This is a genomic window from Mycobacterium sp. DBP42 (genome assembly GCF_005924235.1).
GTDB classification, from domain to species: Bacteria; Actinomycetota; Actinomycetes; order Mycobacteriales; family Mycobacteriaceae; genus Mycobacterium; species Mycobacterium syngnathidarum.
In genome coordinates this window covers 14,752-34,062 of sequence record NZ_VCMY01000019.1, presented here as the reverse complement: position 1 = coordinate 34,062, position 19,311 = coordinate 14,752, and the positions used below count along the sequence as shown (strand labels likewise).

The following is a 19,311-nucleotide window of genomic DNA, read 5'->3' as shown; positions in this document are numbered from 1 at the left end:
GCGTTCTTCCGCCAAGTGACGAAGTTCCCGCACACCTCAAGCGTCCCGAGCTGGGTGCCGAACGCGCGCGTCTCGGTCGCCGGCGTACGGGGGAACCCAGGCGGTAGGACGGGGAATCCACCGCGGCACGTTCCGCCGGAACTCGTGGTACTCGGTGCCGAAACGCCGGCGGAGGTGAGGTTCCTCGAAGACCGGGATGGCGATCAGGGTCAGGGTGTAGAACAGCACAAACCAGCCGAACAACCAGGGTGAGGCCATGGCGACGGCGGTGCCGAGCTGAATGCAGAACACTGCGGTCATCATCGGATTACGGACGTGCCGGTACGGGCCCTCCGCCACCAGGTTGACCGGAGATCCGATGGCCAGGGCGCCTCTGCCGATGCGGTCGAACAGGATCACCGTCCACACCAGGAACCACAGGCCGAACGCGATCAGTGCTGCGCTCGGGGTCTCATGCAAGGCGAATTGGTGAGTTTGTCGTACCAGCGCATCGCCCAGCGGGCATCGGCCAGAGCAGTATGGCGTTGGGCTTCACTCGGCGGTTTCACGCCGCATTGCCTTGACAGCGTTGTGAAATCAGGATCGGGCTGCAGCCCCTTCGATTCCACAGCGGCTTTCGCAAGTGCGATCACGTCCACAGGCCTGGTTTGCCATTGCGGTTCGAGGCCGTGACGACCCAGCATCCCGGCCAGGCACTCGGTGTCGAATCTCGGCACCACCCCTACTATCGTCGCGTCCGCCGTCCACTTTTCGACCAGCATCGCTGCCTCATCCGCACGATAGACACGCGGATAATGTCTGGGGCCGAGCCGAACTTGCGGGTGGCGTCTGTGAAATCCACTGATTTTCAAGCCGACAGGGTCTGCATGTGGCAGGTCCAGATCGTCGACGTCCACGCACAGCAACAGGCGCGTTGACACATCTCCCTCGCGACGGATGATGGCAATCTCCCATGGGCGCCGAAGCCTGTGCAGTCCCGTGGTTTCCGTGTCGAGAAACGCCAATGGGTGCTCTGCGTAGGACGATTCGGTCACCATGTCGAGAACGTCGAGGTCGACGCCAGGTAGTCGAGTTTGCGCCGGACCCCGGTGAGTTCACGGCCGATGCTGCGCAGCGCGGTGCGGTCCTGCGGGGAGAGGGCCGAGAGTTCGATGTGTTCGTCGCCGACGGAGGCGGAGCTGGCAGGGTCCCAGCGCGCCGCTCGCACCCGCCATCGGATGCTGGACCCGATGGCGTGGCATTTCGCCAGCACTCGGGCGTCATCGGGGTCGAGGTAGCGGGTGCCCGCGGCCGCGCCGATCCGCTCGGTGGTGAGCAGCGCGTCGGACCCACAACTGAGTGCGGCCCAGCGGGCGATCCGAACCACCGGGTCGACGGCGGCGTGCTTGATGTCGACGCGGGCATCGCCGGAAGTCAGGGCCCGTAGCCGGGACGGAATGTAGGCGCGCGCGTACGTGGCGTCCTGCAGCATCGCAGCCAGTGCCCGTGGCTGGGCCCGCGCGGCGATACCGGCCTGATCGCGTAGGTCGGGTCCGCCCCCGACGGGGAGCGCGTCAGCCAGCAGGCCGACCATCACCACGCCCCGATCGTTCGCCGGGTCCGCAGCCCACTTACCAATGCCGACCGCCCACTCCTGGGCCGTCCGGTTGAACCGCACGCGGGAGGCGACCGCGCCGTTGTCATCGGCCCGGAAACCGCAGCAGGCCAGCAGTTCGTGGACGTGCGCTGCCTGGGCCAGGGCCGACTCCGAGGTGACGTCGACGCCGCGTACGGCCAGGGTTTCCAGGTCGGATCCGGGCAGTGCGTCGCCACGGCCGACGCTGCCCGAGGCATACCAGTGGATGCCAGGCGCCACCAGGCGCGCCGCGGTCGACACCGCGGCGCGGACGACCGCCGACCATGCCTCCGCCAACGACGCGGCTCCGGTCCGGGTGTCGATCACCGTATGCACCGCGTCGTGGGCTGCCGCGGTCGCGGTCACCAGATCGCTCTCGCTGGCCGCCGACGCAATGCGCCGGTGAGCATCGTCCAATGCAGCCACAGCCATGTCGGCGATTGTGACAGCAGATGGCTTCGGTGAGGATTCGGCAACCCAATGCTTACCGCCGGCTACATGAACGAAACATGCGGGTGACAGCTCGGACACGCCGACACGCTTATCTATCAAGTGACAGTTAAGGAGCTGGCGGCATCGCCCCGAGCCTGAGAGAAACGCCTATGACCAGCAGCGCTACCGAGAGCCAGCACGACGTGGCCGACCGTTTTGGTGACCACGACGACCTGGCGGAGTTCGGCTATGACCAGCAGTTGCACCGTCGGCTCGGCAAGTTCGAATCATTCGCCGCCGGTTTCTCGTTCGTGTCCATTCTGACCACGATCTTCCAGCTGTTCGGTCTTGGGTTCGGCTTCGGCGGCCCCGCTTTCTTCTGGACCTGGCCCGCGGTGTTCCTCGGCCAATTCCTGGTGGCGCTCTGCTTCGCCGAATTGGCGGCGCGCTATCCGATCTCGGGGGCCATCTATCAATGGTCCCGCCGGATGGGCGGAGAGGTGGTCGGCTGGTTCGGCGGCTGGTTCATGATCTTGGCCCAGATCGTCACGGCCTCGGCCGCGGCGATCGCCCTGCAGGTGGTGCTGCCGTCGATCTGGTCCGGATTCCAGGTGATCGGGGACGATCCGGCGCTGACCTCGTCGAGTGGGGCGGCCAATGCGGTACTGCTCGGCACCGTCCTGCTGGTGCTCACCACCACGATCAATTGTCTTGGCGTCAAATGGATGTCACGGGTCAACAGCGCCGGCGTGATCTGTGAGATCGTCGGTGTCATCGCCGTCATCGGTGTGTTCTTCACCCACGCCCAGCGCGGTCCCCAGGTGGTGTTCGACACCGGCCACGCCGGTGGTCAACCCGGTTATGTCTGGGCTTGGATCATGTCAGGTCTGATGGCCGCCTACGTCATGGTCGGATTCGGTTCGGCCGGTGAGCTCGCCGAGGAGACCCGCAATCCGCGGCGCGTCGCGCCCCGCACCATCCGCCTGGCGCTCTCGGTCTCCGCACTCGGCGGCGGGCTGATGATCCTGGGTGCCCTGATGGCGGCCCCGAGCCTTACAGATGGACGCCTGGCCACCGAGGGCCTGCCGTACGTACTCGACACCGTCTTGTCCTCGCCGTGGGGCACGGTGCTGCTGGTCGACGTCTCGATCGCGATCACCATCTGCACCTTGGCAATCCAGACCGCCGCGTCCCGGCTGATGTTCTCGATGGCCCGCGACGGGCGGCTGCCGGCCTCGTCGGTCTTGTCTCGGGTCAACTCTCACACCGGAACCCCGATCTGGCCTTCGGTACTGATCGGCCTGCTGTGCATCGGAGTGCTTCTCGTCAACGTCGGCAACTCGGCCATCTTCGCCACCTTGGCCAGCGTCTGCATCATCCTGATCTATCTGGCCTACCTCCTGGTCACCGCGCCGCTGCTGTACCGCCGGCTCAAAGGCTGGCCCACTCAACGCAACCAGGTCGACGCCGAAGGCTTGCCGCTGTTCTCACTCGGCAAGTTCGGCATCGCGATCAACGTCCTGGCCGTCCTCTACGGTGCCGTGATGATCGTCAACCTCGGCTGGCCGCGGGCCGAGATCTTCAACCCCACAGGTGAATTGCCCATCCTGCAGTGGGCCGGACCGCTGAGCATCGCTGCCGCCGTCGTGCTCGGCGCACTGTGCTTCCCCCGCGGCAAGACCCATCCCAACCCCGTCACGATCGGAGCCTGAGCATGACCACCGCGACAACTGCCGGCGCCCGCGACCACGCCCGGGCCCAGGCCACCGCGTTCACCGACTCGATGCCGGTCGTACCTGCATCAGCTTGGCCGACCCCGCCGCAAGGCATTGCGCCCGAGCGGTTGACGTGGGCCGAGACGGTTCCCGGCGGCCGCTACACCAGCAAGGTACTGGCCCGCGGCACCCGGCTGCGCCTGCGGGATCTGGACGGCTCCGCGTGTGCCCACCTGTTGCTCTGGCGGGCCGACGCCTCCTGGGAGCGGCTCAATGTCGCCGACACGGTGAAAGTCCCCTGGCAGGCGTATCTCTCGACCGGGCACCCACTGCTCAGCGACCAGGGCCGGGTGCTGGCCACCCTGGTATCGGACACCTCGAGGCATCACGACGCCCTGTGTGGCACTACCACCCTGGCCGGAAACACCGCCAAATACGGTGCGGGCGAGCCGGAATCGTCGAGTCCCGCAGGCCGCGAACTGCTTGCGCTCGCCGCGTTGAAGAACGGACTGACCCGACGTGACGTGGCGCCGAGCCTGTCGTTCTTCCACGGCGTGCGGGTGGAAGCAGACGGCACGTTGGTCTCCACCGGATCGGCCGGTGCCGGCACCATCGTCGAACTGGTCACCCATCTGCCGCTGATCGTGGCGGTCGCCAATACCGCCCACCCACTCGACCCGGCACCACAGTTCGCCGTCGGCCCGCTCGAGGTCCTGGCCTGGTCGGCGCCCGGCGACCTGGCCGAGATCGGCGCCACGGTCAATGAGCGGGACCCCGAATACCAACGTGCCTACCTGAATTCCGAAGATGTCTGGAGTGCCCGATGACGACCATCACCGCTACCCACACCGTTGTCGATGAAATCGTCGCGCCCCGCGCCCCGTGGTCGAAGGTCGTACCTGCCGGGGACGTGCTCACCATCGTCGACCTGCACGGCAACCAGGCCGTGGACACCCTGTTCTACGGCGCGAACGACCACACCGTGCGCTACAGCGCCCCGGCCACGATCGCGGCGCAGGGCAACATCTTCCTGACCACCGGATCGGTGCTGCGCGACAGTGACGGTGCGCCGATGTTGACCATCGTCGACGACGAGGTCGGCAACCACGACACCCTCGGTGGGGCCTGCTCGCAGGAATCGAACACCTTGCGGTACGGACACCACACCAAACACCAGCACGCCTGCGTCGAGAACTTCATCGGCGAGGGCGCCCGCTGGGGGCTGACCAAAGCCGACATCGTCAGCAACATCAACTTCTTCATGAACGTGCCGGTGGATCCCGATGGCGCGCTGGGCATCGTCGACGGCCTGTCGGCTCCGGGCAAGACAGTGTCGCTGCGCGCCGAGATCGACACTCTGGTGCTGGTGTCGAACTGCCCGCAGATCAACAACCCCTGCAACGGTTTCGACCCCACGGCGGTGCGAATGATCGTGACCCGCCCATGACCAGCTTGGAGATCGTTCGGCCCGGCATGGCCACCACCGTGCAGGACTGGCCGGGACGGACCGGTTACTGGCAGATCGGGGTGCCCCCGTCTGGGCCGATGGACGACGTGTCCTTCCGGCTGGCCAACCTCGCGGTCGGCAATCCGGAGGGCGCGCCCGGGCTGGAGGCCACCATGGGTGGGCCGGCGCTGCGGTTCGACACCGACACCTGGGTGTGTGTCACCGGTGCGCCCGCGCCGGTGACCGTCGACGGTACACGAGTCCCGCAGTGGGTGCCGATCCTCGTGGAGGCCGGCCAGCTCCTGGATGTCGGGATGATCGAGGGGCCAGGGCTCCGGATGTACATCGCGATGGCGGGCGGGCTGCTGGCCGACGAATACCTGGACAGCGCATCGACATTCACCCTCGGCCGGTTCGGCGGACACGAGGGTCGGGCACTGGCCGTGGGGGACAAGCTGGAAACCCTGGACGCGGTGACCGGTGCACCACGACGGATCCTGTTCGAAGAACAGCCGGCCATCAGCAACCATTGGTGCATCGCGGTGACCGTGGGCCCGCACTCCGCGCCGGAGTTCTTCACCCGCAACGACATCGACACGCTTCTCAACCACGACTACGAGGTGCACTTCAACTCCGACCGCACCGGGGTCCGGTTGATCGGGCCGAAGCCGGAATGGGCCCGGCCCGATGGCGGGGAGGCCGGGCTGCACCCGTCGAACATCCACGACAATGCCTATTCCGTGGGTTCGCTCGACTTCACCGGGGACACCCCGATCCTGCTCGGCCCGGATGGACCGAGTCTCGGCGGTTTCGTCTGCCCGGTCACCGTCACCGCCGCCGACCGCTGGAAACTGGGGCAACTCGCCCCCGGCGCCACGGTCCGGTTCGTCCCGGTGAAGGCTTCGGCGGCACCCGCACCAGCGACCGTCGGCCCGGCGCGACGCGCCGCCATTGCGGCGGTGTTCTCCGCCGGCGGCGACGAGGACAACGGAATCATCGCCGGCACAACCTCATCGGACGGCACCACTGCCGTCACCTACCGCCGGATCGGCGACGACAACGTTCTGGTCGAGTACGGGGACATGAGACTGGACCTGGCGTTACGTGCCCGCGCGCATGCGCTGCACCACGCCTTGGAGCAGCACCGGCCGGACGGACTCATCGACCTCACGCCAGGGATCCGTTCGTTGCAGGTCAAGGTGGACCCGGCCCGTCTTCCGCAGTCGAAGCTGGTCCCGTTGCTCGCCGAGCTCGAGGCCTCGCTTCCTGCCGCCCAGGAGTTGGTGGTGCCCAGCCGCACCGTGCGGTTGCCACTGAGCTGGGATGACCCGTCGACGCGAGAGGCGATCGAGCGCTACATGCATGGCGTGCGCGCCGACGCGCCATGGTGCCCCTGGAACATCGAGTTCATCCGCAGAATGAACGGTCTGGACTCGGTCGAGGATGTGCACCGGATCGTCTATGACGCTGAGTATCTGGTGCTCGGTCTCGGCGATGTGTACCTGGGCGCCCCGGTCGCGACACCGCTGGATCCGCGGCATCGCCTCGTCACCACGAAATACAACCCGGCGCGCACCTGGACACCGGAGAACGCGGTCGGCATCGGCGGGGCATACCTGTGCATCTACGGGATGGAGGGGCCGGGCGGATATCAGTTCGTCGGCCGCACCACACAGATCTGGAACCACCGGCACCCGCTGGTCGCGCAGGGATTCGATCCTGAACATCCCTGGCTGCTCCGGTTTTTCGACCGCATCCGGTGGTATCCGGTGTCCGCCGAGGAACTGCTGGACCTGAGGGCCGACATGGCTGCCGGGCGAGGCCGGGTCGATATCGCGGACGGAACTTTCTCACTGGCTGAACACGAGCAGTTCCTGACCGCCAACGCCGACGACATCGCCGCGACCCGCACGGCGATGGAGGTGGCGCGCTCTGAGGAGCGTGAGCGTTGGTCGGCGGCAGGAGAATTCGCCCGAAAGGAGTCCGCGTGACGCGCATTGCCGAGATCTACCGCACGATCGCCGAAGCCGGTCGCGACGAGGTATTCATCCACCTGCGCCCACAGGAACAGGTCGAGGCCGATCACCGTGCGGCGGTGGCCGGCGACGGGCCGCTGGCCGGCCTGGTGCTCGCCGTCAAGGACAACGTCGACGTCGCCGGGATACCGACCACTGCGGCATGCCCAGAATTCAGTTATATTCCCGATGCCGACGCACCGGCGGTGTCCGCTCTCAAGGCCGCCGGTGCTGTCGTCATCGGGAAGACCAACCTCGACCAGTTCGCCACCGGACTGGTAGGGACCCGCAGTCCCTATGGCGCGGTGCGAGATTCCCGCCGTCCCGACTACATCTCGGGCGGCTCGAGTTCAGGGTCCGCGGTGGCTGTCGCGCTCGGCTTCGCCGATATCGCTATCGGTACCGACACCGCCGGGTCCGGCCGCGTGCCGGCCGGACTGCAGGGCATCGTCGGAATCAAGGCCACAGTCGGCCTCGTCTCCACCGAGGGTGTCGTTCCGGCATGTGCGAGCTATGACTGTGTGACGATCTTCGCCGCTGACCTGGCCACTGCCCAGTCGGCGATGGCCGTCATGAGTGCCGGCGCGCCACAACGGGAATGGCGTTCCGATGTTCGTCTCGCCGCGCCGGTGACGCCGAGAATCGCAGTACCGGACACATTGGCCGGGCTCGACACCCATTGGCAGGCCGCGTTCGACGCTGCCGTGCGCCAGGCAAAGGCCGTCGGATTCGACGTCGTACCGGTTCCGATGGATGACTTCTTCGCCGCGGCCGACCTGCTTTACAACGGTGCGTTGGTTTCCGAAAGGTGGGATGCGGTAGGGGAGTTCGTCAGCGCCGCAGGTACTGAGGCGAAGCTGGATCCGACCGTGGCGGCCATCATCACCGCGGCCGCGTCACATTCGGCGGCAGACCTGTTGCGTGACCGGCGGCGCGTCGAGGCGCTACGTACCAAAGCGCTCGCTCGGCTCGACGGCTGTCATGCGCTCATGGTGCCGACGGCTCCCGAGCATCCGCTCATCGAGGAGGTCGCGGCCGACCCGGTCGCGGTGAACTCCCGGATGGGCCGGTATACCAACTTCTGCAACCTCTTCGACATGTGCGCCATTGCCGTGCCCGCGGGGATTGTGTCCGACGGCGCGCAGTTCGGAATCACCCTGCTGGCACCGGGATTTCACGATGGCGTCATCGCCGATCTGGCGAGTCGCTTTCTCGACGTCCCGTCGGTCGGCACCTGGCCCGAGTCGGGTGGTGCGCCGGTGACCGAACTCGCGGTGTTCGGTGCACATCTGCGCGGTCAGCCGCTGGAGCATCAGCTCACCGGACGTGGTGCGCGATGGGCCGGTCCGATCACCACCGCGCCCCACTACCGGCTGTACGCCCTCGAGACGGTTCCGCCCAAGCCGGGCCTGACCCGCGTGGACGAGGGAGGGGCCCCGATTGTGGGCGAGCGCTGGCTGTTGTCCCCGGCCGCACTAGGCGAGTTCCTGGCCGAGCTACCCGCGCCGATGATGCTGGGAAAAGTGGAACTCGACGACGGCCGCTGGATCACCGGATTCGGTTGTGACCACACCGCGCCCGGACAAGGCCGCGACATCACCGAGTACCGGGGTTGGTTGGCCGCGATGGCATGAGTTGAGCATTCGTTGGAGTCAGCCTCCGGGCACGATCAACGACACCATGGTCTCCAATTGCCGGGCCATCTGCCGGTAACTCATCGCGCCGGTTTGTGCCTGCAGCAGTGCGCCCCAAAACACCGCCTCCAGGGTGGCGAGCACCTCCGGCCAGGCCCCGGCACCCAACGCAGTCGAAATCCGGCGGTTGACCTCGGCGGCGATCCGGGAGCGGACGTCCTCGACGACTGCGTCGTCGGTGCTCATCAGTGCCTGAGTGCAGGCTCGGGCCAGTCGCGGCTCATCGGCCATCAGCAGCGTGAGCGCGGTGAGCTGCTCGGTGACCCGGCTGGTCGTACTGGCCGCGGGATCGATGGCCAGGGGCAGCTGTATCACGCGGTCCAGGTACAGCTCGGCGAATACCACCTCGATGGACGGGAAATGCGCGTAGAGCGCTGCGGGCGCCATCTTGGCGCGCGCGGCCAGCGCCGGCACCGAGACGACGTTGTGCGCATCGAGAAGTTGCGTGGCCGCCCCGAAGACGCGGCGCTGCGTGCGCATGCGCTGAGCCTGGGCGTCGTGTAGGCGAGTGACCGTAGCCACCACTGGCCTGGACATGTGTCCAAAATAGTGGCGTAGGTCGCGATTGGCAATCGTCCAGTGAAATTGCCTGTATAAACCCGTTCTCTGCCGTGAAGTCGGTGCGGTTTGGCTGGCGGCGGGTGCGCAGGTGCGACGATCGAGTCGATAAACCGGACAGGTGTCCAGTACGATCTGGATAGATTTGAAAGGGGAGGCTCATGGCTTACGTGATCACGCAGAACTGCTGCAAGGACGCCAGCTGTGTTCCGGTGTGCCCGGTGGATTGCATCCGCCCGGCCGAGGGTGGGCTGGAATCGGCGTCGGCCGAGATGCTCTACATCGATCCGGAATCCTGCATCGACTGCGGAGCCTGCTTCGAGGAGTGCCCGGTCGGTGCGATCCACTACGAAGAGGACCTACCCGGCGACCTACAGCGGTTCAAGGAACTCAATGCGACCTATTTCGAGCGCCATCCGCTTGAGCCGGCGTCCATCCCGGCGGCCGCCTCCCGCGCGCGCGTCGAACCGGGATCCCTGCGGGTCGCGATCGTCGGATCCGGGCCGGCGGCGTGCTATGCCGCCGCCGAGCTCATCGATGTCGACGGGGTGGAGATCAACCTGTTCGAGCGGCTGCCGACGCCGTTCGGATTGATCCGGGCCGGGGTGGCGCCCGATCACCAGCACACCAAATCGGTCGTCGACATTTTCGAGAGGGCGTTCACCAATCCGCGGTTCGCCAGCCATTTCAACGTCGAGGTCGGCCGCACCATCAACCACGATGAGCTTTTGGCCCATCATCACGCGGTGATCTACGCGGTGGGTGCGGCCACCAGCCGGCGCCTGGGAATCGAGGGCGAAGACCTCACGGGGCACCACGCCGCAGCCGAGTTCGTCGGCTGGTACAACGGTCACCCCGACCACGCCGCGCATCAGTTCGACCTGTCCGGCGAGCGGGCGGTCATCGTCGGCAATGGCAATGTCGCCCTCGATGTGGCCCGGGTGCTGTTGATGGACCGCGCCACGCTGGCTGCCACCGATATCGCTCAGCACACCCTGGATGCGTTGGCCGACAGTGCAATCCGGGAGGTGGTGATCCTGGCCCGCCGCGATATCGGGCACGCCGCGTTCTCGGCGGGGGAGTTCCTGGCCCTCGGGCACCTCGACGGGGTCGACGTGGTCGTCGACCCTGCGGATCTTCCTGCCGATGACGAGCACGACGACGTCGAAACCTCGTTCAAGCTCGCCATCGCCCGTGAATACGCGCAGCGCAGCCCGACTCCCGGATACAAGCGCGTGGTGTTCCGCTTCGGCACTACCCCGGTCGCTTTCCACGGAACCGGCCGGGCCGAAGGGCTCGAGATCAGCAGCGACGTCCGCGGTACCGAAGTGATCGCGACGTCTCTGATCCTGCGGTCCATCGGCTATCGAGGCCTACCTGTCTCAGGGTTGCCCTACGACGAGGACACCGGGACCGTGCCCAACGACTCGGGCCGGGTCGTGCCCGGTACCTACGTGACCGGTTGGATCAAACGCGGACCGCGTGGGGTGATCGGCACGAACCGGTTGTGTGCCGAGCAGACAGTGGCCCAGTTGTGGGCGGATTTCGACGCCGGCCTGTTGGCTCGTGACGTCGACGGCCGGGAGTCGCTCGATGCGCTGTTGGCCAGTCGGGGAGCCGAGCCCGTCGGCTGGCCGGGGTGGCGTGCGATCGACGCCGCCGAGCGTGACCGCGGCGTGCAGGCGGCGCGGCCTCGGGTGAAGTTCGTGTCGATCGAGGAGATGCTCAGCGCGGGCCGGCGCGGCTGACTTCGGCTTCGAGGTCCGGCTCGGGATCCCGCGAGGTCTGGGTCGCCAGAATCGATCCGGCGAGGATCAGCGCCAGCCCGGCGACGTTGTACACGGTCAGCGGTTCACCGAGCACAACGACCCCGGCGGCCAGGGCAACGGCCGGGTTGACGTAGGTGAACACCAGCGCCCGCGCGCCCCCGACTTCGCGGATCAGCGCGAAGAACACCACGAAGGCCAGCGCGGTGCAGATCACGGCCAGTGCTGTGAGCGCGAGCAGTACGTTCCGCGAAGGCATCTGGTCCGGCCAGGTCAGCAACGCCGGTGCGGTGTAGATCAGCGCCGCCAGCGACAGACACGCAGCGGTCAGCGGAAGGGTGGGCACCTCACCCAGATAGCGGGCGGCGATCAGCGGTGCGATGGCGTAACAGGTTGCCACCAGCAGCACTTCGGCGATCGGCCAGCCATGCCCTCCAGTGAGCCCGGGCCCGGCCAGCACGGCCACGCCGGACAGGCCGATCCCCAGTCCGGTGATCCGCTTGGCGCTCAACCGTTCTCCACCGGTGAGCCGGTCGAGAACGGCGGCGATGATCGGGGCGGTGGCGATCAGCAGGCCGGTCAACGAGCTGCTCAGGCGCCGCTCGGCATCCGTGAGCAGGAACCACGCCGCGATGATCTCGAAGAACGCGAACGCCAGCACGGGCCGCCAGTGCCGCAACACCGGCGCCCACGCCGCGCGGGACATCACCAGCGGCAGCAGCACGGCTGCGCCGACCGCCGTGCGGGCCAGCACCAGCACGGGCACCGAGACGCCTTCGACGGCAATCTTGATCAGCAGGTACGGGATGCCCCAGATGATGCTCATGGCGCCCAGCAGCAGCCAGCCCCGCACACTCACCCGATCCAGACTACGGATCGCGCGACACCGGTGTCCCGAACCGCCTTATGGCGCGGTCAGATCGAGGGCGATGTCGACGAGCATGTCCTCCTGGCCACCGACCATGCCGCGGCGACCGGCCTCTTCGAGCAGCGTGCGTGCGTCGAGGCCGTAGAGCTCGGCTGCGGCCTCGGCGTGGCGCAGAAAGCTCGAGTACACCCCGGCGTATCCGAGGGTGAGCGTTTCGCGGTCCACCCGGACCGGCCGGTCCTGCAAGGGGCGCACGATGTCGTCGGCAGCGTCTTCCAGAGCATGCAGGTCGCAGCCGGGACTCCAGCCCAGTTTGTCGGCGGCCGCGACGAACACCTCAAGCGGTGCGTTGCCGGCTCCGGCGCCCATGCCCGTCAGCGACGCGTCCACCCGGTTGGCTCCGTGCTCGACCGCGACGATCGAATTGGCCACGCCCAGCGACAGATTGTGGTGGGCGTGAATGCCGATCTCGGTGGCGGGGGAGAGGACCTCGCGGAGCGCGTCGACCCGGTCGGCGACGTCACGCATGGTCATGGCGCCACCGGAGTCGACGACGTAAACACATGTGGCTCCGTAGCTTTCCATGAGTTCGGCCTGACCGGCGAGCTTCGCCGGCGTGGCCATGTGGCTCATCATCAGGAAGCCGACGGTGTCCATACCGAGATCCCGTGCGGCGGCGATGTGCTGGGCCGAGATGTCGGCTTCAGTGCAGTGGGTGGCCACGCGCACCACGGAGGCGCCGGCGCGGTGGGCGTCCTTGAGGTTGTGCACGCTGCCGATGCCGGGCAACAGCAGCGTCGCGACCCGCGCGTTGCGTACGACCGCGGCGACCGCTTCGATCCACTCCAGGTCGGTGTGCGCCCCGAATCCATAGATGCAGCTCGATCCTCCGAGACCGTCGCCGTGGGCGACCTCGATGGAATCGACGCCGGCGGCGTCAAGTGCCGCGGCGATGGTGGTCACCTGGTCGAGGCTGTATTGGTGACGCACTGCGTGCATGCCGTCACGCAGGGTGACGTCGCTGACGTACAAGTCGTGAATCATGATCGTGTGATGGCGCTTTCGGAGGCGGCGATGCGTTCGGCGGTTGCTTTGGCTGCCGAGGTCATGATGTCGAGATTGCCTGCATAGGCGGGCAGGTAATGCGCGGCGCCGGTGACTTCGAGCATCACGGTCACCCGGGTCCCGCTGAACTTTCCGGTCTCCGGGATGTACAGAGGCCGTGCGGCACTGAATGTCTCGAACTGGACCCGTTGTTTAAGCCGGTAACCGGGCACGTAGCTGCTGACCCTGTCGGCCATGGTCGCGACGGCGTTCTCGATGGCGTGCCGATCGGCGTCACCGTCGACGAGGCAGTACACCGTGTTGCGCATCAGGACCGGCGGGTCGGCCGGGTTGAGGATCATCACCGCCTTGCTCCGCCGTGCGCCGCCGACGATGTGCAGTGCCGCAGACGTGGTTTCGGTGAACTCGTCGATGTTGGCGCGAGTTCCGGGGCCCGCCGACCGCGACGAGATGGACGAGATGATCTCGGCGTAGGACACGATGCCTGATTGCGCGACGGCAGCCACGATCGGCACAGTGGCCTGCCCGCCGCAGGTCACCATGTTGAGGTTGGGCGCGTCGAGGTGCTCCTCGATGTTCACCACCGGCACGCAATAGGGGCCGACGGCGGCCGGGGTGAGATCGATCATCCGGACGCCGTGATCGCCCAGCCGGGCCCAGTTGTCGCGGTGAGCGGCTGCTGAGGTGGCGTCGAAAACCAGTTTGACGCCAGCGAATTCGGGCATGGCGAGCAGTCCGTCGACGCCGTCGGCTGTGGTGGGCACCCCGAGTCGGGTGGCGCGCGCCAGACCGTCGGACTGCGGGTCGATGCCGGCCATGGCGGCGACGGCCAGCGGCCCGTCGCCGCGCAGGATCTTGATCATCAGGTCCGTGCCGATGTTGCCCGAGCCGACGATCGCGACCGGATAGCGGCTCATCGACTGTTTCGGTTGTTGACCAGCCGACGGGCCGCCTCGATGAGATTCAGCGCGTGCAGCTCGAAAAGGGCCACCAGGTCCACGGAATCGCCGTCGATCTCCTTGGCGATGAAGAGCCCGTCGGCGCCGGCCAGCGCATAGGTGGCGAGTTGGTCGACGTCGGCGTCGCTGAGTTCGGGTGTCCAGTCCCGAATCGTGTCGGACATCTGACGGAACGCCTCCGCGCGCGCCTGGAGGAACATCGCCCTCGCGCGGGGTTCGACCGGACGTCGCTCAAGGGCCAGCATCAGGCCCAGCCGGATGAAGTCAGGGGAGTCCAGCAGCGCCTTCGCGACCTGCGTCCCCACGCTCACCGCGCGATCGTCGGTGGTCCCGTCGGTCGGCACCTGCCAGGCCGCCAGCCAGGTCCCGAAGCTGCGCTCGATCACCGCCGCGATCAGGTCGTCCTTGTCCTTGAAATGCCAGTAGATCGAGCTGGCGGGTAATCCGCACTTTTTGCTGACCAGCGCGATGCTGGTGCCTTCATAACCGCGCTCGGCGGCGATCTCGGTGGCGGCGTCGAGGATCCGTTCCCGCGACTGCTCGCCATCGAGGCGGCGACGGCGTGGCTTGGGCTGCTCATCAGCGGGCATCAGGGACTCCCGTTCATCTTCCTTCTTGACTCTGTAGTGATCGCTACATTACCGTATCGATCACTACAGGACAACCCTCGATGACGAGAGAGGCCCCCGTGACTGCAGACCTCTACGACGTGGCGGTGATCGGCTATGGGCCCACCGGCGCCACCGCGGCCAATCTGTTGGGCCGACAGGGATTGAAAGTGCTGGTCATCGAGCGTGATCCAGACGTGTACGGCAGGGCCCGGGCGATCAGTACCGATGAAGAGGTGCTGCGCATCTGGCAGTCGGTCGGCCTGGCGGACCGGCTGCAGCAGGACATGCTGCCCGACCGGCCCGCGGCGTTCGTCGACGCCGATGGCGTGCCTTTCATCGAGACGACCATCTTCGCGCGAGGTTCGGGCCACCCGCCGCAGCAGTTCATCTACCAGCCCGCGGTCGACCATGTACTGCGCGAGGGGGTGGAGCGCTTCGACACCGTCGAGGTGCTGCTCGAACACGAGTGTCTGCGCGCGCTGGCCCAATCGGACCACGTCGAGCTGATGCTTGCGGACCTTCGCACCGACACGTTCAAGAGGGTGCGGGCTTCCTACGTCATCGCCGCCGACGGCGGATCGTCCCCGACGCGTGGGCAATTCGGCATCGGGTACTCGGGCAACACCTACGCCGAACGATGGGTCGTCATCGACACCAAGGTGCTATCCGAGTGGGATGCCCACGACCGGCTCCGATTCCACTGCAACCCGGAGCGTCCCACCGTCGACTGCCCGACACCGCTGGGGCACCACCGCTGGGAGTACCCGGCCCGGGCCGGTGAGGACGAGCGGAAACTGGTCAGCGAGGCCGAGATCTGGATGGTGCTGGAGGATCAGGGCATCACTCGCGAGAATGTCGAGATCCTTCGGGCCGTGGTCTACAGCCACCATGTCCGGGTTGCCGACCGCTGGCGGGTGGGCCGCATCTTCCTGGCCGGCGACGCTGCGCACGCCATGCCGCCGTGGATCGGCCAGGGGATGTCGGCCGGCGTGCGCGATGCTGCCAACCTGTGCTGGAAGCTCGCCGCGGTGCTGGCCGGCCGGGCGCCCGATTCCCTGCTGGATTCCTATGAGGCAGAACGCAAACCACACGTCGTCGAAGTCACCCGCCGCGCCTGTCTCGTCGGCCGCGTGATCACCGAGCGCAACCGGGTGATTGCCGCTGTCCGCAACCACGCCCTCCGGGCGCTGACCAAGCTGCCCGGGGTGCTGCGCGGCGGTCAGAAGCTCTATTGGATCCCGGACGCGCGCTACGACGAGGGATTCTTCACCCGGCCCGGAAGTGACGCGGCCGGCTGGCAGATCCCACAACCGTGGGTCATCGACGACGCGGGCGCGACGGTCCGCTTGGACGACGTCTTGGCCGGGCGATGGACGGTGCTGCACACCGGAGTCGCCCCGGCGGGCGTTCAGTCCTGGACGGACCTCGGCGTGCCCGCGATCGCGCTGGGTGGCCCTCGGGACAAGTCTGGGCCCAGAGCGATCCGCGACGTCGACGGCACGCTCATCGCCTGGCTGTACCAAAAGAAGGCGGCAGCCGTGGTGCTGCGCCCCGACGGATTCATCTACGCCACAGCTAAATCAGGGCAGCGGCTCCCCGCACCGCCGGCCGGCTATGAGCTGGCGCCGACCAGAACTGGAGCTCACTCATGAACACGACCGCACTCACCGAACACACCGTGACAGTCGCGGGCGGGGCCATCTTCTACGCCGAGGCTGGCACCGGACCCGCGGTGGTGATGCTGCACGGTGGCGGTCCCGGTGCCTCGGGGGTGTCCAACTACGGCCGCAACATCGAGGCTCTCGCCGCGCATTTCCGGGTCATCGTGCCGGATATGCCCGGCTATGGGCGCTCGGCCAAGGGGATCGACAAGGCCGATCCGTTCGGGTTCCTCGCCGACATGACCCGTGGTCTGCTCGACGAACTGGGTGTCGAGACAGCGCATCTTATCGGCAACTCATACGGTGGCGCGGCAGCGTTGCGGTTGGCGCTGGACACCCCGCACCGCGTCGGCAAGCTGGTGCTCATGGGCCCCGGCGGTATCGGCACCACGCGCGCCTTGCCCACTGCGGGCCTCAACAACCTGCTGGCCTACTACACCGGTGACGGACCGAGCCGCGAGAAACTGGACACCTTCATCCGCAATTACCTGGTGTACGACGGCAGTTCGGTGCCCGAAGAGCTGATCGACTTGCGATACCGCGCGTCCATCGACCCCGAGGTGATCGCCGACCCACCGTTGACCCGGCCGTCGGGACCGAAGGCCTTGCGCACGCTGTGGCGCATGGACCTCACCCGCGACAGCCGGCTCAAGAACCTGCAGACCCCCACGCTGATCTTGTGGGGCCGCGACGACAAGGTGAACCGGCCGGCCGGCGGCCCGATGCTACTCAACACCATGCCGAACGCCGAACTGGTGATGACCTCGCGCACCGGCCACTGGATGCAGTGGGAACGCTCCGAGTTCTTCAACGACCTCGTCACCGAGTTCCTCGGCCAGAACTCGAAGCTTGCTCATGCCTAGCGTATTCGGCAATGTCCGCCTCGGCTACGTCGTCATCGACACCGAGAAGTTCGGTGATTGGCGGCGTTTCGGCCGCGACGGCGTCGGCCTGCACGTCGACGACGCTTTGCCCGATGTCCTGCGGTTCCGGCTCGACGACCACCAATGTCGCTTTCTGCTGCAGCGCGGACCGTCCGAGGACGTCACGGCGCTCGGGTGGCAGCTCGACGATCACGACACGTTCGACGACATAGTCGGACGTGTCGTGCGGCACGGTGTGCCGGTCAGCGAGGGCAGCGCAGAAGAGGCTGCCCTGCGAGGGGTCGAGAGGCTCGTGCGGTTCCCCGGTCCCAACGGGTTGACGCAGGAGATCATCACCCGCGCCCGTCCCGCCGTCACACCACTGCGGATGACCGTGCGCGGCGGATTCGTGACCGGCGACTGCGGAATCGGGCACGTGGCGATCACCACGAAGAAGCCGCAGCAGATGCGGGGCTACTACAACACCGTGTTCGATGCCCGGCTGTCCGATTTCATCGACGAGACCATCAGCGGCGTCAAGATCAAAATCCGGTTCCTGCGGGTCAATCAGCGCCACCACTCGGTGGCCATCGCCTCGGTGAACCGCCTGCCCGTCAACCCGATCCGCACCCGCGTCCAGCACCTCAACGTCCAGGTCGCCGACCTCGACGACATGACCACGTCCTACCAGCGGATCAAGGAACTCGGTTTCGACATGGCGTTGGGAGTCGGGCAGCACACCAACGACCGGGAACTGTCCTATTACGCGATGACCCCATCGGGGTTTGAATGGGAGGTGGGATGGAACCCGCTGGTCATCGACGAGACGACCTGGGAGCCCACCACCCACCAGGGCATCAGCATCTGGGGCCACACCCCGGAAGGACAGACGATCATCGACAAGCTCGCCCAGTTCAGGACCGGCGCCCGCTCCGTGCTGCGGCGCGAGGACAGCGTCGCAGCCCTGGCCGGTGCCGGCATCGCCGACAGCCAGGGAGGAAGATCATGAACCGAATCGATACTCATCACCATATGATTCCGCCGGCCTACCGAAAGGCGTTGCAGAAGGCGGGGATCGACGAGGCAGGCGGACGCGCCTTGCCGGATTGGAGCCCGGAGGCCTCGTTGCAGACCATGGCTGAACTCGACGTTGCCACCGCGGTGCTGTCGGTCTCGACCCCGGGCACCACCTTCCTGCCGAATGCGTCCGACGCCACGGCGCTGGCCATCGATCTCAACGACTATGCAGCCGACGTGTTCGCCTCGCAGTCCGATCGATTCGGCTTCTTCGCCACGCTTCCCATGCCGCACGTCGAAGCCGCGACAACAGAGGCCATCCGCGCGCTCGACACACTCGGTGCCGATGGAGTTGTACTGCTGGCCAACAACGGGGGGACATATCTCGGGCAACGGGGACAGGACGATTTGTGGGCTGCGCTCGAGGCCCGGTCCGCCGTGGTGTTCATCCATCCGGCCGAGTTGCCCGGGCCCGTGGTGCCCGGCGTGGTGCCGTTCGCCGCCGACTTCCTGCTCGACACCACTCGGGCGGCCTATCTGCTGGTACGCAACGGGATACGGCGCAAGTACCCGACCATCAAGTTCGTTCTCAGCCACGCTGGCGGGTTTGTTCCGTATGCCTCGCACCGCATGGCAGTGGCCATCATGGGGGACACCGGCCGTAGCCCGGCCGACACCCTCGACGACTTCGCGAGTTTCTACTTCGACACCGCGTTGTCATCGAGTGCCGCCGCGCTACCCACCCTGCTCGCGTTCGCCAAACCCGGTCACATCACGTTCGGTTCCGATTGGCCGTTCGCCCCGCTGCCCGCGAGCCGGCTGTTCGCCGCGGGCCTGGACACGTACGACGGGCTCGATGCCGCTGCCCGCCAGGCGATCAACCGCGACAACGCGCTGGCGTTGTTCCCGCGGCTCGGCGGTGCGCCGACGGCTACGGCGCAGTCACCGCTGGATCAGGTGCGGCATCAGGCCACCCGGGCGGTGATGCGCGGAGTCGCCCGCCTCATCAACACCAATTGAGCCGC

18 protein-coding genes are annotated in these 19,311 nt (G+C 66.9%); 10 read left to right on the top strand and 8 right to left on the bottom strand.

The features are described 5' to 3' along the window. Positions 1 to 36: 36 nt before the first annotated feature. The 3 genes from E0T84_RS17895 to E0T84_RS17885 are packed head-to-tail and all read right to left on the bottom strand — an operon-like array spanning position 37 to position 2,047. Positions 37 to 459 (bottom strand): isoprenylcysteine carboxylmethyltransferase family protein, encoded by a 423-nt coding sequence (locus E0T84_RS17895; protein WP_249383674.1) that lies wholly within the window; start codon positions 457 to 459, stop codon positions 37 to 39. Next, positions 432 to 1,037, bottom strand: coding sequence for a hypothetical protein (locus E0T84_RS17890; protein ID WP_138745107.1), 606 nt, complete (start codon positions 1,035 to 1,037; stop codon positions 432 to 434). The genes E0T84_RS17895 and E0T84_RS17890 overlap by 28 nt, the downstream gene beginning before the upstream one ends. Next, positions 1,031 to 2,047 carry a putative nucleotidyltransferase substrate binding domain-containing protein gene (locus E0T84_RS17885; RefSeq protein WP_138745106.1) on the bottom strand — a complete coding sequence of 339 codons (1,017 nt, stop codon included), beginning with the start codon at positions 2,045 to 2,047 and terminating at the stop codon, positions 1,031 to 1,033. Before E0T84_RS17885 ends, E0T84_RS17890 begins: the two co-directional genes overlap by 7 nt. Positions 2,048 to 2,217: 170 nt before the next feature. Here E0T84_RS17885 and E0T84_RS17880 point away from each other — a divergent pair, with 170 nt between their 5' ends. The 5 genes from E0T84_RS17880 to atzF are packed head-to-tail and all read left to right on the top strand — an operon-like array spanning position 2,218 to position 8,858. After that, positions 2,218 to 3,759 (top strand): amino acid permease, encoded by a 1,542-nt coding sequence (locus E0T84_RS17880; protein WP_138745105.1) that lies wholly within the window; start codon positions 2,218 to 2,220, stop codon positions 3,757 to 3,759. Positions 3,760 to 3,761: 2 nt separating this feature from the next. Continuing rightward, positions 3,762 to 4,589, top strand: a complete 828-nt coding sequence (locus tag E0T84_RS17875; RefSeq protein ID WP_138745104.1) for an urea amidolyase associated protein UAAP1 — start codon at positions 3,762 to 3,764, stop codon at positions 4,587 to 4,589. Further along, entirely contained in the window at positions 4,586 to 5,209 is a 624-nt protein-coding gene (locus E0T84_RS17870; RefSeq protein WP_138745103.1) for an urea amidolyase associated protein UAAP2, read from the top strand. Before E0T84_RS17875 ends, E0T84_RS17870 begins: the two co-directional genes overlap by 4 nt. Beyond that, positions 5,206 to 7,200, top strand: coding sequence for a 5-oxoprolinase/urea amidolyase family protein (locus E0T84_RS17865; protein WP_138745102.1), 1,995 nt, complete (start codon positions 5,206 to 5,208; stop codon positions 7,198 to 7,200). The genes E0T84_RS17870 and E0T84_RS17865 overlap by 4 nt, the downstream gene beginning before the upstream one ends. Beyond that, positions 7,197 to 8,858: an allophanate hydrolase gene (atzF, locus tag E0T84_RS17860; protein ID WP_138745101.1), complete on the top strand. Its 1,662-nt coding sequence runs from the start codon at positions 7,197 to 7,199 to the stop codon at positions 8,856 to 8,858. Before E0T84_RS17865 ends, atzF begins: the two co-directional genes overlap by 4 nt. An 18-nt stretch (positions 8,859 to 8,876) precedes the next feature. On the opposite strand, the gene E0T84_RS17855 is transcribed toward atzF, so the two are convergent. Further along, a complete protein-coding gene (locus E0T84_RS17855) occupies positions 8,877 to 9,455 on the bottom strand; it encodes a TetR family transcriptional regulator (protein WP_070184778.1) in 579 nt (192 codons plus the stop codon). 182 nt (positions 9,456 to 9,637) lie between these two features. Here E0T84_RS17855 and E0T84_RS17850 point away from each other — a divergent pair, with 182 nt between their 5' ends. Continuing rightward, a complete protein-coding gene (locus tag E0T84_RS17850; protein ID WP_138745100.1) occupies positions 9,638 to 11,224 on the top strand; it encodes an FAD-dependent oxidoreductase in 1,587 nt (528 codons plus the stop codon). Here the strand turns inward: E0T84_RS17850 and E0T84_RS17845 are convergent. Genes E0T84_RS17845 through E0T84_RS17830 form a run of 4 tightly spaced genes read right to left on the bottom strand, consistent with a single transcriptional unit; the run spans position 11,202 to position 14,724 of the window. Continuing rightward, positions 11,202 to 12,101 (bottom strand): DMT family transporter, encoded by a 900-nt coding sequence (locus E0T84_RS17845; RefSeq protein WP_070184776.1) that lies wholly within the window; start codon positions 12,099 to 12,101, stop codon positions 11,202 to 11,204. The genes E0T84_RS17850 and E0T84_RS17845 overlap by 23 nt on opposite strands. Positions 12,102 to 12,146: 45 nt before the next feature. After that, positions 12,147 to 13,154: a 4-hydroxy-2-oxovalerate aldolase gene (dmpG, locus tag E0T84_RS17840; protein ID WP_138745099.1), complete on the bottom strand. Its 1,008-nt coding sequence runs from the start codon at positions 13,152 to 13,154 to the stop codon at positions 12,147 to 12,149. Continuing rightward, positions 13,151 to 14,092, bottom strand: a complete 942-nt coding sequence (locus E0T84_RS17835; RefSeq protein ID WP_070184774.1) for an acetaldehyde dehydrogenase (acetylating) — start codon at positions 14,090 to 14,092, stop codon at positions 13,151 to 13,153. Before E0T84_RS17835 ends, dmpG begins: the two co-directional genes overlap by 4 nt. Next, a complete protein-coding gene (locus E0T84_RS17830) occupies positions 14,089 to 14,724 on the bottom strand; it encodes a TetR/AcrR family transcriptional regulator (RefSeq protein WP_070184773.1) in 636 nt (211 codons plus the stop codon). Before E0T84_RS17830 ends, E0T84_RS17835 begins: the two co-directional genes overlap by 4 nt. A gap of 80 nt (positions 14,725 to 14,804) precedes the next feature. Here E0T84_RS17830 and E0T84_RS17825 point away from each other — a divergent pair, with 80 nt between their 5' ends. From E0T84_RS17825 to E0T84_RS17810, 4 genes are read left to right on the top strand one after another with little or no spacing between them, the layout of a single operon-like run. Further along, entirely contained in the window at positions 14,805 to 16,397 is a 1,593-nt protein-coding gene (locus E0T84_RS17825; protein WP_171055071.1) for a bifunctional 3-(3-hydroxy-phenyl)propionate/3-hydroxycinnamic acid hydroxylase, read from the top strand. Beyond that, positions 16,394 to 17,269, top strand: a complete 876-nt coding sequence (locus E0T84_RS17820) for an alpha/beta fold hydrolase (protein ID WP_138745098.1) — start codon at positions 16,394 to 16,396, stop codon at positions 17,267 to 17,269. The genes E0T84_RS17825 and E0T84_RS17820 overlap by 4 nt, the downstream gene beginning before the upstream one ends. Further along, complete coding sequence (locus E0T84_RS17815) at positions 17,262 to 18,278, top strand: VOC family protein (RefSeq protein ID WP_138745097.1); 1,017 nt, start codon at positions 17,262 to 17,264, stop codon at positions 18,276 to 18,278. Before E0T84_RS17820 ends, E0T84_RS17815 begins: the two co-directional genes overlap by 8 nt. After that, a complete protein-coding gene (locus E0T84_RS17810) occupies positions 18,275 to 19,306 on the top strand; it encodes an amidohydrolase family protein (protein WP_138745096.1) in 1,032 nt (343 codons plus the stop codon). The genes E0T84_RS17815 and E0T84_RS17810 overlap by 4 nt, the downstream gene beginning before the upstream one ends. The last annotated feature ends 5 nt before the right edge of the window (positions 19,307 to 19,311 follow it).